This is a genomic window from Pseudoduganella rhizocola, from assembly GCF_045984285.3.
Lineage (GTDB): Bacteria > Pseudomonadota > Gammaproteobacteria > Burkholderiales > Burkholderiaceae_D > Rugamonas.
In genome coordinates, this window is the sequence record NZ_JBJQIK030000004.1 from 307,538 (window position 1) to 321,257 (window position 13,720).

Genomic DNA, 13,720 nt, shown 5'->3' on the forward strand with positions numbered 1-13,720 from the left:
GCAAAACTGCGCTGCGGCCGTCGCACAGCCTACCCCAGAGCCCGCAGTGCGGCCTGATAGCCCCACCACGACGCTTCCTCGAACACCGAATAGCTGCTCAGGTCGGCGTGCGCGAACAGGATCGGTCCACGCTGAGCGCGTAGCGCTGCCAGGCCTGGATTGCCGAGGAAGCCGGGCGCAGGCGCGGCCATCGCATGGGCGCGCAAGGTAATGTCCACACGCTCCACGGCGTAGCGGAAATTGCCGCCATAAGCCACCGCCAGATCCCTGCTTGCCAGTTCCAGCAATTCATCGCCGCCGGCCTGGTCCATCCAGCGGCGGGCCGCCGCGGCATCCTGCCCGGCCAGCGCCACGTAGGAGGTGAAAACGGTTTTCGCGGGCGGCATCTGGCGCAGGTCCTGGTGGGTGGAGACCACGTAGCCCAGGCCTTCCCCGCCATAGACCACGTTATCCCAGGACAGCGGCGCCTCGGCTTTCTCCTGCGGGAAGCGGTTGAGGAGGAAATTGCTGACCAGCCAGGGCCGGTATGGCGGCAGATGCTGCGCAGGATCGAAGCCCATGCTGCCGATGCCCTTCACCACGCGCGCCGCAACGAACAGCGGCATGGCGCAGATGGCCTCGCGTGTCTTGACCAGATACGTTTGCGGCTGGCCGTCGACGATGCGGAAGCACAGTGCTTCCACGCCTGCGCCCTTCGCTTCCAGCGATACGGCGGTGCCGCTTTCGCGGCGGATGCCCGACTTGGCGGCCAGCCCTTCCGCCAGCGGCGCCAGCCCGCCCGGCCAGGTCAGCCATGCACCCGCTTCGCTGTTCGATGCCAGCCCGCCCCGGCCGCAAAAATACTGCAGTCCGGCCCAGGCCGAAACCTCGCTTGCCAGCGCACCGTAATCGTCGCGGCAGCAATAATCGGCATACCAGCGCAGCGTGGGCGCGCGGTAGCCCTGCTGGTCCAGCCACTGCGCGAAGCTGATGCGGTCCAGCGCCAGCCATGCCGGATCGCGCGAGGCCAGCGCTGCCGGAAATACGAACACGCGCCGCCCGTCGGCGCCGCGCCGGGTGCGCAGCTGGTCCATCTGCGCGAGGAAACGCTGGTGTTCGGCCAGCTCGGCGTCCGCCACGCCTTCGTGCGGCAGCAGGCCTTCCTGCCAGCGCCCTTCATACAGCAGGCGCTCGGCAGGCGCATGCAGCAGGAAGCGCTCATCGTATTGCGGCTTCTCGGCAAGGTGGTCGCCCTGCAGCACGCCCAGGTCGGCGAGTATTTCGCGCACATGCACGCATTCCGTGGATGGAATAGGCAGGTAATGCGCGCCGGTTGGATAGGCCAGATCGCCATAAGCGCCGCCGGCTGCGTTGCCGTTGGCCTCCGGGCCATCGATCATGATGGCGTCACGAGCGCCTTCGCGCGCCAGCTTCCACGCCGCCGTCAGGCCTGCGATGCCGGAGCCGAAGATGGCGATGTCGGCCTCAATCACGCGCGACGGCGCAGGCAAGGCCTTGCGGTCGCGCAGGAAGTGGCCCTCAAGCCGTCCGGGCGCGTGCACGGCGGGATCGATCTCATGCCAGTGCCGGTAGGCGGCGATGCTGCCCCCGCCGACCAGCGCGCTGGCGCCGCCCCACAACAGGAAGGAACGCCGCTGCATCAGCGTATGGTCCTGCGCCAGTCCTGCTCGAACTCGTGGACCAGCGACTGCGTGTTGAGCCGGTTGGGCGGCATGTCCAGGCGCTTCATATCGGGCGGGAACTCGAACATCTGCTGCGTGGTCTGCGCATTCAGGTAGCGCATCGGCAGCCGGTATTGCTGCGGCGGCGTGTAGCCGGGCGCCGACGACGCCAGGATAAAGCCCCAGTCGCCGAAGGAAGGCACATAGGTGTGGTAAGGCGAAGTGTGGAAACCGACCTCGCGCAGCGTGGCGTCCACGGTCCAGTAGGCATGCGGGGCAAAGTACGGCGAGGTTGCCTGCACTACTGCCATGCCGCGCTCGGCCAGATGCTTGCGCAGCACCGAATAGAAGGGCACGGAATACAGCTTGCCCAGCGCGAAGCTGGACGGATCGGGGAAATCGACAATCACGGCATCGAACATCTCCTGCGTCTGCTGCAGCCACACCGCGGCATCTGCATTGATGACGCGCGCGCGCTTGTCGTTCAAGGCGCCCTTGTTCAGCTTCACCAGCTCCTCGCGGCTGGCAAAGGCTTTGGTCATCGCCGGATCGAGGTCCACCAGCGTGGCCTGTTCAATATTCGGGTAGCGCAGCACTTCGCGCAGCGCCAGGCCGTCGCCGCCGCCGAGGATCAGCACGCGGCGTGCCCACGGCAGGCGTTCCATCAGCGGATGCACGAGCGCCTCGTGATAACGGTGTTCGTCGCGCGACGAAAACTGCAGGTTGCCGTTGATGTAGAGACGCAAATCGTCCTTCCAGTGCGTGACCACCAGCCGCTGGTATGGCGTGCTGGTGGCATACACGATCTGGTCGCCGAACAGGCCCTGCTCGCCCCAGTGCGTAAGCCGGTCGGAACCTGCGAAGCCCAGCGCCAGCACCGCCAGCACGCCGAAGGCGCGCAGCAGGCGGCCCGTATGTGCCTGCAGTTCGGCGCGGAACACGCGAATGGTCCAGATCGCCACGCCCACGTTCAGCATGCCGAACAGGAAGCTGGAACGCACCAGTCCCAGGTGCGGCGCCAGCACCAGCGGGAACAGCAGCGACACCGCGAGCGCGCCCAAGTAGTCGAAGGTCAGCACCCGGCTGACCAGTTCGCTGAACTGGGTCTGCCGCGCATTCAGCGCGCGCATCACCAGCGGCACTTCCATGCCGACGAACATGCCGATCAGGAACACGATGGTGTACAGCATCACCCGGAAGGGCGCAGCCAGCCAGGAATAGGACAGGAACAGCAGGGCCGCCGACACGCCGCCCACCAGCCCCACGGCCAGCTCGATATCGACAAAGCGCGCCAGCACATCCTCGTCGCGCACATACTTCGAGAAATGGGCGCCAACGCCCATGGCGAACAGGTAGCAGCCGATCACCGTGGAAAACTGCAGCACGGAATCGCCCAGCAGGTAGCTCGACAGTGCTCCGGCTATCAATTCGTAAGCCAGTCCGCAGGACGCGACAACGAAAACGGACAGGATCAGAATTTTTTTGTTCATCAGGCGCTTTTGTTCTAATATGTTTTTGCTTATCAACTTACTACTATAGACCAAAGCCTTCGGGGAGTGATGTGACCGCCATCGTCAACTACGTAATTCACCTGTTCCTGGCAGCAGTTTTGCTGATCGTGTTCTTCAAGGCTTACACCTGGCTCACGCCTTTCGACGAGATGACGCTGATACGCCAGGGCAACCACGCCGCGGCGCTGACGCTCGGCGGCGCCATGCTGGGCTTCTCGCTGACGATCGCGTCCAGCCTGCTGCACACCTCGAATTACCAGGAGTTCTTCGCCTGGGCCGCCGGCGCCATGCTGGTGCAGTTTGCCGTCTATATCGTTGTCACCTACATGCTGCGCATGGCCAAGGACCAGATCGAGGGCGGCAACAGCGCCTTCGGTGCACTGCTGGGCGCCATTTCATTGTCCGTCGGCGGTATCAACGCCGCCTGCATCTCCTGAATCGAAGGAAACATCATGGGTATCGGAAGTTTTATCAAGAAGCAGTTTATCGACGTACTGCAATGGAACGAAGAGACCGAAGGCGTGCTGGCCTGGCGCTATCCGATGCAGGACTTCGAGATCCAGAACGGCGCGGTGCTGGTGGTGCGCGAATCGCAGGTGGCCGTCTTCGTTAACGAGGGCCAGATCGCCGACGTGTTCGGCCCCGGCACGCACAAGCTCACCACCCAGACCCTGCCGGTGCTCACCAACCTGAAGAACTGGGACAAGCTGTTCGATTCGCCGTTCAAATCCGATGTGTACTTCTTCAGCACCCGCGTGCAGACCGGCCGTAAATGGGGCACGCCGCAGCCGATCACCATCCGCGACAAGGATTTCGACATGATCCGCGTGCGCGCCTTCGGCATGTATTCCTACCGCCTGGCCGACGCCCGCAAGTTCTTTACCGAACTGAGCGGCACGCGCGAAGTCTACACGCGCGACCACGTGGAAGAGCAGCTGCGAGGCATCCTGCTGTCCACCATGGCCACCTCGCTGGGCAGCGCCGCCGTGCCTTTCCTCGACATGGCAGCCAACCAGGGCCTGATGGCGAACGAGGTCAAGGGCGACCTGGCCGACGCCTTCGCGCGTTACGGCATCGGCCTGGACGAGTTCAATGTGGCCAGCGTCAGCCTGCCGGAAGAACTGCAGGCCGCGCTGGATGCGCGCATTGCGGCCGGCATGAAGGGCAGCCTCGGCGCGGACAAGATGGCGGGCTATACGCGCTTCCAGGTGGCCGAGTCGGTGCCGCTGGCGGCGGGCAACGAAGGCGGACTGGCGGGCATGGGCGCAGGCCTCGGCGCGGGCGTGGCCGTGGGCCAGGCGATCGGCCAGGCTTTCGGCACCTCGATGCCCGGCGCCGCGCCTGCAGCAGCGCCTGCCGCCGAAGAACCGGTCGAGGCCCGCCTGGAAAAGCTCAAGTCCCTGCTCGACAAAGGCCTGATCTCTCCCGCCGACTACGACAGCGCCAAGGCCGAGCTGCTCAAGAAGCTGATCGGCTGACGGCGGCGCATGCAGATCGTTTCCTGCCCCGGCTGCGGCGCCGAGGTCCGTTTCCGCTCGCACGCGGCCGTCATGGCTGTGTGCGAGTACTGCAACACCCGCGTGCTGAAGGACGCCGATAGCGTTCGCGATCTCGGCAAGATTTCCGCAGTACTGGAAGACTATTCGCCGATCCAGATCGGCAGCAGCGGGCGCCTGGATGAACGCGGCTTCACGGTCGTCGGCCGCATCCAGCTGCGCTATACGGACGGCTTGTGGAACGAGTGGTACCTGCTGTTCGATGACGGCGCGGCCGGCTGGCTGGGCGATGCCTCCGGCCAGTATATGGTGACGCAACAAGCAGACGATACCGGCCCGCTGCCGCCCTTCAAGGCGCTGACGCCCAACGGACAGCAGCTGATCGGCGGCGTGTCCTATACCGTCAGCGATGTGCGCGAGGCGCAATGCGTGGCAGCCCAGGGCGAGCTGCCGTTCCCCGTGGAGACCGGCTGGACCACGCATGTAGCGGACCTGCGCCATACGGACAAATTCCTCACGCTGGACTACGGCGATGACGGCACACCCCAGCTGTACGCCGGCCGCGCCGGCAAGCTGGCGGATTTCCACTTCCAGCTGCTGCGCGACGAGGACGCAATATTGCGCAGCGCCGGCCGCTACCGCGGCAAGCTGGCTGCGCTCAACTGCCCCTCCTGCGGCACCGCCATCAGCTACCTGCCGGGCATGACGGCGACGCTGGTCTGCCAGAGCTGCCGCAGCCAGATTGACGCCGCGTCGCCGGAAGCCAAAGTGTTGGCCGCCGGCGTGCAGTGGGAAAGCGTAGGCCAAACCGTGCCGCTTGGCGCGGAAGGCCATCTGTCCGGTGACGCCTTGCGCATTATCGGTGTGATGCGGCGCAGTGACGGCGAAGACAATTGGACCGAATACCTGATGTACTCCGCGCGTGACGGCTTTAGCTGGCTGGTGGAAACCGGCGACGGCTGGTTCCGCGCGGCTGTGCTGGATAAATGGCCGGAGCAGGACGCCTCGGACCACAAAGTGATGCGCTTCGGGAACCTCAGCTTCAAGCACCAGTACACCTATTCCGCAGCCGTTATCTTTGCCGCTGGCGCCTTTAACTGGCGCGTGAAGGCGGGCGAGAGCACCACCGTCAGCGAATACAAGCATGGCAACGCTTCGCTGGCGATGGAGCGTACCGCGGAAGAGGTCACATGGTCGCTGTCCGTGCCGCTGTCGGACGACCAAGTGCGCATGGCCTTCAAGCTGCCCGGCGGCAAGCAGCGCAAGACCGGCACGCTGAACGTTTCCAATGGCTACCGCGATGCTGCTAAGAAGTGCCTGTGGATGCTGCTTGGCCTGAATGCCGTGCCCTTGATGTTCGCTTTTTCCAGCACCCTGGTGTACACCGCGCTGGCGGCGCTCGCCATCTACCTGCCGGCGATCTTCCTCGATTCGAACGACCCATCATGAAGAAGTACATCGTCTACATTCTCTGCGTGATGACGCTGAGCACCTGCAGCAGCTGGGCCTCCATGTTCTCGGATGGCGGCGGGCGCTCCTGGTACCGCGGCAGCGGCAGCAGCTGGTCCTCGAACAGCGGCGGCGGCAGCTGGGGCGGCGGCGGGGGCCACAAATGAGCCAGGTCTTTGCGGCAGCGGGCACCCATGTGCTGGCGGACCTGTCCGGCGTGGCCGGCGAGCTGCTGACGAACCCGGCCGCCTTCGACGCCCTGCTGCGCGAGGCGGCGCTGGCGGCGGGCGCCACCATCCTGCACAGCCACTTCCACTCCTTCGGCAGCGGCCAGGGCGTGACGGGCGTGGTGCTGCTGGCGGAATCGCATATTTCGATCCACACCTGGCCGGAAGCAGGCTTTGCGGCTGCGGACATCTTCATGTGCGGCGACTGCGACCCGCTGGCCGCGCTGGCCGTGCTGCGGGAGCGGCTGCGGCCCGGCGCCTGCGCGGTACGCACCGTGCAGCGGCGCGAGCAAAACAATTGACGCTTGCCTGTAACTGCGGCAACATAAGCATCCATTCAACTTTTTTCAGGAGACAAACTATGCAAGCCGTGGACATTGCCCTCCTGTCGGCAGCCTGATCGCTGCGCCTCAGCTTTCCTTCATACTTCCTGTTTGAGCTGGTGTTGAGCCGCGCCTGATCCGCGCGCCGACCTCCCCCTGTCTTTTCGCGTTGCCGCATTGCTGCGGCGGCTTGTGCCCGCACGTCGCGGGCAAAACCGAATTCGGGAATACCAACTCAAATGATCGAGATCGATTTTGAATCACTACGTAGTATCGGACTGAACAACTCCATCGCCTCGCAGCTGGCGACACTCCATGAGGGCACGCTGCTGATGCGCGTCACCGAGGTGCAGCGCGACTGGCTTACCGTGCACGACGGCGCGGGCGAATGGCCGGCGCGCGCCCTGCCCCGGCTGCTGGTGGAACTGACGGCGCAGGACGTCAGCCTGGCGGTCGGCGACTGGGTGGGCGTGGACTTGCGCGAGCAGGGCGAGCTGTGGATAACTCAGCAGCTGGAGCCTTTCAACCACCTCGCGCGCCGTGCCAATGACGGCCGGCGGCAATCGCTGGCGAGCAATATCGACACCGCACTGCTGGTGATGGGACTGGACCACGACTTCAATATCCGGCGCCTGGAACGCTATATCGCGCTGGTGCAGGCGGCCGGCGTGGCGCCGGTAGCCGTGCTGACCAAGGCGGATATCGGCCAGGATGTGGAAGCGCGCCAGGTCGAATTGCAGCAGCGCCTGCCCTCTTCCATTCCGCTTATTGCCGTGAATGGATTAAGCGCGGACGCGCTGGTGCAATTAAGTCCCTGGCTGGGAAATGGGCAGACGGTTTGTTTATTGGGCGCATCGGGCACCGGTAAATCGACATTAACCAATACCTTATCCCAGGCAAACCAGGAAACCGGCGGCACCAGAAAAGGAGACGGACGCGGCCGCCATACCACCACGGCGCGTTCTCTTCATTTATGTGCAAATGGCGGCTGCATTATCGATACGCCGGGATTAAGAACCTGGCGTCCGGATGCGGATGAAGAAACGCTGGCGGCGACATTTGACGATATCGAATCGCTGGCGGCCGAATGCCAGTTCCGCGACTGCCAGCACGAGCTGGAACCAGGCTGCGCGGTGCGGGATGCCATCGACCCGGACCGGCTCAGGAACTACCACAAGCTGCTGCGCGAAGTGCGGCGCAGCCAGCAGACGCCGCTGGAACGCATCGCCGAACGGTCGAAGTGGAAAGTCCTCGGCAAAGCAGCGGCGGAGCGTGGCCGGCAGAAGCGCAGCTAGGCTGTTTGCGCCAGCTTCTGGCGCGATTGCGCTGGAAGCTGGCATTGTCTGCGCTCAGTCGTCCCGTGCCGTAGCCTCGATATTGTTGCCGTCGAGGTCGATGATGAAGGCGCTGTAGTAACTGCCGTGTCCGGTGCGCGGACCGGGCGGACCGTTATCCTGCGCGCCGTGCTCGAGGGCGCCGGCGTAGAAACGGTCCACCTCCTCGCGATTGGAAGCGGAGAGCGCAAGATGCATGGGCGCCTGGCCGGCCTGATAAGTGGCCTTCCAGTAGCTCGGTATTTCCGAGCCGATCCAGATAAAAGGCATTCCGCTATCAGGCGCCCAAATAGCCCAATCCATATCGGTTTCTATTCGCCGGATTCCGAGCGGATTCAGGCAGGCGTCATATAAAGGCATGCTCCGCACAAAATCGGAGACCACAAAACCCAGGTGATGAATCATGGAAACCTCAATTCAGTTGGCGGGAACTATTGGTTAATGAGCCTACCACTTAGCGTATTCCGGCGACGCCCGATAAGGTAAACTATGGCCTCTGGAATCAATGTGAAATCCCCCATGCGCCGCTATATCCTGCTCGCTCTGCCATTCGTACTTTCCGCCTGCGGCGAAAGCTATACACCGGAGCCGCTGTATATGGCGGCGACACCCGAATGCAAGACGTGGCAGGAAGGCAACCAGTTCCTGCTACCGCGCGGCATCAAGATCTCGGCGACGGCGCCGGTTACCCAGGCGGACGGCAGCCTGGACCTGGGGATAACTTATATGCTGCCGCGCACGACGCAGCTGCAATTCACCACCCGCGCCTACAACGTGACGGAGCCGAACGGCCCGGTGATTCAGAAGGCAAAGGTCGTGAATTTCTACCAGCGCGCGACGAACACGCGCGCCGAGATGGTGGAGGTAGTGGATGGCGTGCCCGGCCTGCTGATCGCCGTGGCCAGCGCCGACGAAACCCAGTGGCGCGTCACCCTGCGGCTGAACGGCAAGCTGCCCCAGCGCTTCGACCTGGTTCCCCCATATGCCGTCATCGCCGGCACCAAGTACCCCGTGCGCACCTTCACCTACCGCTGGTTCGAAGAGCGCAAAGCCTACGGCCTCTGCAGCTAAAAGTTGCCTGTAAATTGGGGACAGACCCGGATTTCCAAAATCCGGGTCCGTCCCCAATTTCTTCGCTCATAGGAGAATTGATACGTGCCGCCCGGCCCGGCCAGCAGCCTCTGCGGCATGCGCCCTATAGGTAAAGGCATGGGGACGGACCCTGATTTCAAAAAATAGGGTCTGTCCCAATTTTTAAGCAATAAAAAAGGCAGCCGGGGCTGCCTTTTTGCTTGCTGCTGCGCGCTGATCAGTGCTTGGTCTGGCGCAGTTTGGCGATCGCTGCCAGCTGGCCGATGGCCGCTGCCAGTTCGGCTTGCGCTTTCGCGTAGTCGATGCCGGTCTTGTTGTTCAGCAGGTTCTCTTCCGCCAGTTTCTTGGCGGCCTGCGCTTTCGCTTCGTCCAGGTCGTGACCACGGATCGCGGTGTCGGCCAGCACCGTCACGGCGTTCGGCTGCACTTCCAGCAGGCCGCCGGCGACGAAGACGAACTCTTCTTCAGCCTGGCCTGGCACCTGGATGCGCACCGCGCCCGGACGGATGCGGGTGATCAGCGGCGTGTGCTTCGGGTAGATACCCAGCTCGCCCTGTTCGCCCGGCAACGCGACGAAGGTGGCTTCGCCGGAGAAGATCTGCTCTTCCGCGGAGACCACATCAACGTGAATCGTATTTGCCATTGTTTGTCCTATCGGGGTAACACGGCCCGGTCAGCAAGACCGGGCCGCCGCGCAACGATTAGTTGAGCTTCTTGGCTTTTTCGATGGCTTCTTCGATCGTGCCAACCATGTAGAACGCTTGTTCCGGCAGGTGATCGAGTTCGCCCGATGCGATCATCTTGAAGCCCTTGATCGTATCTTTCAGCGACACGTATTTACCTGGGGAACCGGTAAACACTTCAGCAACGTGGAACGGCTGCGACAGGAAACGCTGCATCTTACGTGCACGCGCCACCAGCAGCTTGTCTTCCGGCGCCAGTTCGTCCATGCCCAGAATCGCGATGATGTCGCGCAGTTCCTTGTAGCGCTGCAGGGTGCCCTGCACGGCGCGCGCGGTATCGTAGTGCTCCTGGCCCACGACCAGCGGGTCCAGCTGGCGCGAGGTCGAGTCCAGCGGGTCCACTGCAGGGTAGATACCCAGTGCAGCGATGTCACGCGACAGAACGACGGTCGAATCCAGGTGGCCGAAGGTGGTCGCAGGCGACGGGTCGGTCAAGTCATCCGCTGGCACGTACACGGCCTGGATCGAGGTGATCGAGCCGGTCTTGGTCGAGGTAATACGTTCCTGCAGGCGGCCCATTTCTTCGGCCAGGGTCGGCTGGTAGCCCACTGCGGAAGGCATACGGCCCAGCAGTGCGGACACTTCGGTACCGGCCAGCGTGAAGCGGTAGATGTTGTCCACGAAGAACAGCACGTCACGGCCTTCGTCACGGAAGGACTCGGCGATGGTCAGGCCGGTCAGCGCCACGCGCAGACGGTTGCCTGGCGGTTCGTTCATCTGGCCGTACACCATGGCCACTTTCGAGTTGGCCGGGTTTTCCAGGTCCACCACTTTGGCGTCGGCCATTTCGTGGTAGAAGTCGTTACCTTCACGGGTACGCTCACCAACACCGGCGAACACGGACAGGCCCGAGTGCGCTTTAGCGATGTTGTTGATCAGTTCCATCATGTTCACGGTCTTGCCCACACCTGCACCGCCGAACAGACCGACCTTGCCGCCCTTAGCGAACGGGCAGACCAGGTCAATAACCTTAATGCCGGTTTCCAGCAGGTCTTGCGACGGCGACAGTTCGTCGTACGCAGGGGCCACGCGGTGGATCGAGGCGATCTGGTCGTGCGCAACTGGACCGCACTCGTCGATCGGGTTGCCCAGCACGTCCATAATACGGCCCAGGGTTGCCTTACCAACCGGCACCATGATTGGTTTGCCGGTGTTCTGGATGCTCATGCCGCGACGCAGACCGTCGGAGGAGCCCAGTGCAATGGTACGGACCACGCCGTCACCCAACTGCTGTTGCACTTCCAGGGTCAGCTCGGAGCCTTCCATTTTCAGCGCGTCAAAAACCTTAGGCATCGCGTTGCGTGGGAACTCCACGTCCACCACAGCGCCGATACACTGAACGATTTTGCCATCAGCCATGTTCGTTCCTTCAAATATAGTTAAATTCGTTTAAACCGCTGCCGCACCGGCGACGATTTCGGACAGTTCTTTGGTAATTGCAGCCTGGCGGGTCTTGTTGTAGACCAGCTTCAGTTCACCGATCACGTTACCGGCGTTGTCGGATGCGGCTTTCATCGCAACCATACGCGCCGATTGCTCGGATGCCAGGTTCTCCGCTACCGCCTGGTACACCAGCGCTTCAACATAGCGCTCCAGCAGTTCATCGATCACGGTTGCAGCGTCCGGCTCGTAGATGTAATCCCACTGGTGGGCACCTTTGTCGGCCTGCTTTGCGTCCGCCGTCAGCGGCAGCAGCTGCTGAACCATCGGTTCCTGCTTCATCGTGTTGATGAACTTGGTGTAGCACAGGTAAACTGCGTCGAGTTTGCCTTCCTGGAATTTCTCCAGCATGACCTTCACCGGGCCGATCAGCTTGTCCAGGTGCGGCGTATCGCCGATCTGGGTTGCTTGCGCGATCACGGGAACGCCCACGCGGTTCAGGAAGCCCAAACCTTTATTACCAATTGCGACTGCTTCAATCTTGTTGCCAGCTGCTTCCAGCTCGCGGGTCTTCGACGTCACCATACGCAGAACGTTGGTGTTCAGGCCACCGCACAGACCCTTGTCGGTCGTAACGATGATGAAGCCCACTGCCTTGGCTTCCGTACCCTGGGCATCGGCCAGGAACGGGTGCGTGTATTCCGGATTGGCGGCCGCCAGATTAGAGGCGATATTACGAATCTTGTCACTGTAGGGACGGGCGGCGCGCATGCGATCCTGCGCCTTGCGCATTTTCGATGCGGCGACCATTTCCATCGCCTTGGTGATCTTCTTCGTATTCTCTACGCTCTTGATCTTGCCACGTATCTCTTTGCCTACTGCCATGAGTCCTTACTCCTTCTGCGCGTGAAGGCGGTCTCCGGGGAGACCGCCAGACCGCTTAAAATGCGCCGGATTTCTTGAAATCAGCGATGGCGGCCGACAGCGCAGCTTCGCCGTCTTTGTCCAGTTGCTTGGTTTCTTCGATCTTGGCCAGCAGGGCAGCTTGCTTGGTCTTCAGGTACGAGTGCAGGCCGGCTTCGAAGGACAGCACTTGCTTGACCGGCACGTCGTCCAGGAAGCCCTTGTTCACTGCGAACAGGGAAGCGCCCATCAGGGAGATCGACAGCGGCGAGTACTGAGCCTGCTTCAGCAGTTCGGTAACACGTGCGCCGCGGTCCAGCTGCTTGCGGGTCGATTCGTCCAGGTCGGAAGCGAACTGCGCGAACGCAGCCAGCTCACGGTACTGCGCCAGGTCGGTACGGATACCGCCGGACAGGCCCTTGATCACCTTGGTCTGCGCTGCACCACCCACGCGGGACACCGAGATACCTGCGTTAATCGCAGGACGGATACCGGAGTTGAACAGCGAGGTTTCCAGGAAGATCTGGCCGTCGGTAATCGAGATCACGTTGGTCGGCACGAAGGCGGACACGTCGCCTGCTTGCGTTTCGATGATCGGCAGTGCGGTCAGCGAACCGGTCTTGCCGGTCACGGCGCCGTTGGTGAAGGCGGACACGTAGTCGGCGTTCACGCGCGCTGCGCGCTCCAGCAGGCGGCTGTGCAGGTAGAACACGTCGCCAGGGTAAGCTTCACGGCCTGGTGGACGGCGCAGCAGCAGCGAGATCTGGCGGTAAGCCACAGCTTGCTTGGACAGGTCATCGTACACAATCAGGGCGTCTTCACCACGGTCGCGGAAGTATTCGCCCATGGTGCAGCCGGAGTAGGCCGAGATGTACTGCATTGCTGCCGATTCGGAAGCGGATGCGGCCACCACGATGGTGTATTCCAGCGCGCCGTGCTGTTCCAGGGAACGCACGATGTTCTTGATGGTCGACGCCTTCTGGCCGATGGCGACGTAGATACACGTCATGCCCTGGCCCTTCTGGTTGATGATGGCGTCCACTGCCACGGCCGATTTACCGGTCTGGCGGTCGCCGATGATCAGCTCACGCTGGCCACGGCCGATAGGCACCATCGCGTCGATCGACTTCAGGCCGGTCTGCATAGGCTGCGACACGGACTCACGGGCGATCACGCCCGGAGCGATCTTTTCGATCGGCGAGGTCAGCTTGGTGTCGATCGGGCCTTTGCCGTCGATCGGCTGGCCCAGCGCGTTGACCACGCGGCCACGCAGTTCTGGACCGACCGGCACTTCCAGGATGCGGCCCGTGCACTTCACGGTGTCGCCTTCGGAAATGTGCTCGTAAGCGCCCAGAATCACGGCGCCGACGGAATCACGTTCCAGGTTCATGGCCAGGCCAAAGGTATTGCCTGGGAATTCCAGCATCTCGCCTTGCATCACATCGGACAGACCGTGAATGCGGCAGATACCGTCGGCAACGGAAATCACCGTGCCCTGATTGCGCACTTCAGCGCCGCCATCAATGCCTTGGATCCGGCTCTTGATCAGCTCGCTGATTTCGGATGGGTTGAGTTGCATACTAACTCCTAAATGTTTTCTC

Annotated in this window: 14 protein-coding genes; 7 read left to right on the forward strand and 7 right to left on the reverse strand. The window is 62.6% G+C overall.

Going from position 1 to position 13,720, the window contains the following annotated elements; genetic code table 11:
- Positions 1 to 29: 29 nt before the first annotated feature.
- Entirely contained in the window at positions 30 to 1,640 is a 1,611-nt protein-coding gene (locus ACJRPG_RS11740) for an NAD(P)-binding protein (RefSeq protein ID WP_408000262.1), read from the reverse strand.
- On the reverse strand, positions 1,640 to 3,154 hold the full coding sequence (locus ACJRPG_RS11745) for a polyamine aminopropyltransferase (protein WP_408000505.1): 1,515 nt from the start codon (positions 3,152 to 3,154) through the stop codon (positions 1,640 to 1,642). The genes ACJRPG_RS11740 and ACJRPG_RS11745 overlap by 1 nt, the downstream gene beginning before the upstream one ends.
- A gap of 68 nt (positions 3,155 to 3,222) precedes the next feature.
- Between ACJRPG_RS11745 and ACJRPG_RS11750 the strand changes: the two genes are divergently transcribed.
- The 6 genes from ACJRPG_RS11750 (at position 3,223) to rsgA (ending at position 7,962) form a co-directional block, all read left to right on the forward strand.
- A complete protein-coding gene (locus tag ACJRPG_RS11750; RefSeq protein ID WP_408000263.1) occupies positions 3,223 to 3,609 on the forward strand; it encodes a DUF350 domain-containing protein in 387 nt (128 codons plus the stop codon).
- Positions 3,610 to 3,624: 15 nt separating this feature from the next.
- Positions 3,625 to 4,650, forward strand: a complete 1,026-nt coding sequence (locus ACJRPG_RS11755) for an SPFH domain-containing protein (protein ID WP_408000264.1) — start codon at positions 3,625 to 3,627, stop codon at positions 4,648 to 4,650.
- A gap of 9 nt (positions 4,651 to 4,659) precedes the next feature.
- Positions 4,660 to 6,117 (forward strand): DUF4178 domain-containing protein, encoded by a 1,458-nt coding sequence (locus ACJRPG_RS11760; protein ID WP_408000265.1) that lies wholly within the window; start codon positions 4,660 to 4,662, stop codon positions 6,115 to 6,117.
- Positions 6,114 to 6,284 (forward strand): hypothetical protein, encoded by a 171-nt coding sequence (locus ACJRPG_RS11765; RefSeq protein WP_408000266.1) that lies wholly within the window; start codon positions 6,114 to 6,116, stop codon positions 6,282 to 6,284. Before ACJRPG_RS11760 ends, ACJRPG_RS11765 begins: the two co-directional genes overlap by 4 nt.
- Entirely contained in the window at positions 6,281 to 6,646 is a 366-nt protein-coding gene (gene speD, locus ACJRPG_RS11770) for an adenosylmethionine decarboxylase (RefSeq protein WP_408000267.1), read from the forward strand. The genes ACJRPG_RS11765 and speD overlap by 4 nt, the downstream gene beginning before the upstream one ends.
- Before the next feature lie 260 nt (positions 6,647 to 6,906).
- Positions 6,907 to 7,962 carry a ribosome small subunit-dependent GTPase A gene (gene rsgA / locus ACJRPG_RS11775; protein ID WP_408000268.1) on the forward strand — a complete coding sequence of 352 codons (1,056 nt, stop codon included), beginning with the start codon at positions 6,907 to 6,909 and terminating at the stop codon, positions 7,960 to 7,962.
- A gap of 54 nt (positions 7,963 to 8,016) precedes the next feature.
- Here rsgA and ACJRPG_RS11780 read toward each other — a convergent pair whose 3' ends face one another.
- Positions 8,017 to 8,406, reverse strand: coding sequence for a VOC family protein (locus ACJRPG_RS11780; RefSeq protein ID WP_408000269.1), 390 nt, complete (start codon positions 8,404 to 8,406; stop codon positions 8,017 to 8,019).
- A 102-nt stretch (positions 8,407 to 8,508) separates the two neighbouring features.
- Between ACJRPG_RS11780 and ACJRPG_RS11785 the strand changes: the two genes are divergently transcribed.
- The gene (locus tag ACJRPG_RS11785; protein WP_408000270.1) at positions 8,509 to 9,072 is read left to right on the forward strand and encodes a hypothetical protein; all 564 of its coding nucleotides are present in this window, start codon (positions 8,509 to 8,511) and stop codon (positions 9,070 to 9,072) included.
- 238 nt (positions 9,073 to 9,310) lie between these two features.
- Here the strand turns inward: ACJRPG_RS11785 and ACJRPG_RS11790 are convergent, their stop codons facing one another.
- The 4 genes from ACJRPG_RS11790 to atpA are packed head-to-tail and all read right to left on the reverse strand — an operon-like array spanning position 9,311 to position 13,698.
- Positions 9,311 to 9,736: a F0F1 ATP synthase subunit epsilon gene (locus ACJRPG_RS11790; RefSeq protein WP_408000271.1), complete on the reverse strand. Its 426-nt coding sequence runs from the start codon at positions 9,734 to 9,736 to the stop codon at positions 9,311 to 9,313.
- A gap of 58 nt (positions 9,737 to 9,794) precedes the next feature.
- Positions 9,795 to 11,195 carry a F0F1 ATP synthase subunit beta gene (gene atpD / locus ACJRPG_RS11795; protein ID WP_408000272.1) on the reverse strand — a complete coding sequence of 467 codons (1,401 nt, stop codon included), beginning with the start codon at positions 11,193 to 11,195 and terminating at the stop codon, positions 9,795 to 9,797.
- Positions 11,196 to 11,225: 30 nt separating this feature from the next.
- Complete coding sequence (gene atpG / locus ACJRPG_RS11800) at positions 11,226 to 12,101, reverse strand: F0F1 ATP synthase subunit gamma (RefSeq protein WP_408000273.1); 876 nt, start codon at positions 12,099 to 12,101, stop codon at positions 11,226 to 11,228.
- Positions 12,102 to 12,156: 55 nt separating this feature from the next.
- The gene (gene atpA / locus ACJRPG_RS11805) at positions 12,157 to 13,698 is read right to left on the reverse strand and encodes a F0F1 ATP synthase subunit alpha (RefSeq protein WP_408000274.1); all 1,542 of its coding nucleotides are present in this window, start codon (positions 13,696 to 13,698) and stop codon (positions 12,157 to 12,159) included.
- Between the last annotated feature and the right edge of the window lie 22 nt (positions 13,699 to 13,720).

What these genes read in the sequence shown, in the direction of transcription:
- atpG (WP_408000273.1), bottom strand. Translation starts at nt 12,101, where the DNA reads ATGGCAGTAGGCAAAGAGATACGTGGCAAGATCAAGAGCGTAGAGAAT.
- ACJRPG_RS11755 (WP_408000264.1), top strand. Translation starts at nt 3,625, where the DNA reads ATGGGTATCGGAAGTTTTATCAAGAAGCAGTTTATCGACGTACTGCAA.
- speD (WP_408000267.1), top strand. Translation starts at nt 6,281, where the DNA reads ATGAGCCAGGTCTTTGCGGCAGCGGGCACCCATGTGCTGGCGGACCTG.
- ACJRPG_RS11740 (WP_408000262.1), bottom strand. Translation starts at nt 1,640, where the DNA reads ATGCAGCGGCGTTCCTTCCTGTTGTGGGGCGGCGCCAGCGCGCTGGTC.
- ACJRPG_RS11760 (WP_408000265.1), top strand. Translation starts at nt 4,660, where the DNA reads ATGCAGATCGTTTCCTGCCCCGGCTGCGGCGCCGAGGTCCGTTTCCGC.
- rsgA (WP_408000268.1), top strand. Translation starts at nt 6,907, where the DNA reads ATGATCGAGATCGATTTTGAATCACTACGTAGTATCGGACTGAACAAC.
- atpA (WP_408000274.1), bottom strand. Translation starts at nt 13,698, where the DNA reads ATGCAACTCAACCCATCCGAAATCAGCGAGCTGATCAAGAGCCGGATC.
- ACJRPG_RS11765 (WP_408000266.1), top strand. Translation starts at nt 6,114, where the DNA reads ATGAAGAAGTACATCGTCTACATTCTCTGCGTGATGACGCTGAGCACC.
- ACJRPG_RS11780 (WP_408000269.1), bottom strand. Translation starts at nt 8,406, where the DNA reads ATGATTCATCACCTGGGTTTTGTGGTCTCCGATTTTGTGCGGAGCATG.
- ACJRPG_RS11790 (WP_408000271.1), bottom strand. Translation starts at nt 9,736, where the DNA reads ATGGCAAATACGATTCACGTTGATGTGGTCTCCGCGGAAGAGCAGATC.
- atpD (WP_408000272.1), bottom strand. Translation starts at nt 11,195, where the DNA reads ATGGCTGATGGCAAAATCGTTCAGTGTATCGGCGCTGTGGTGGACGTG.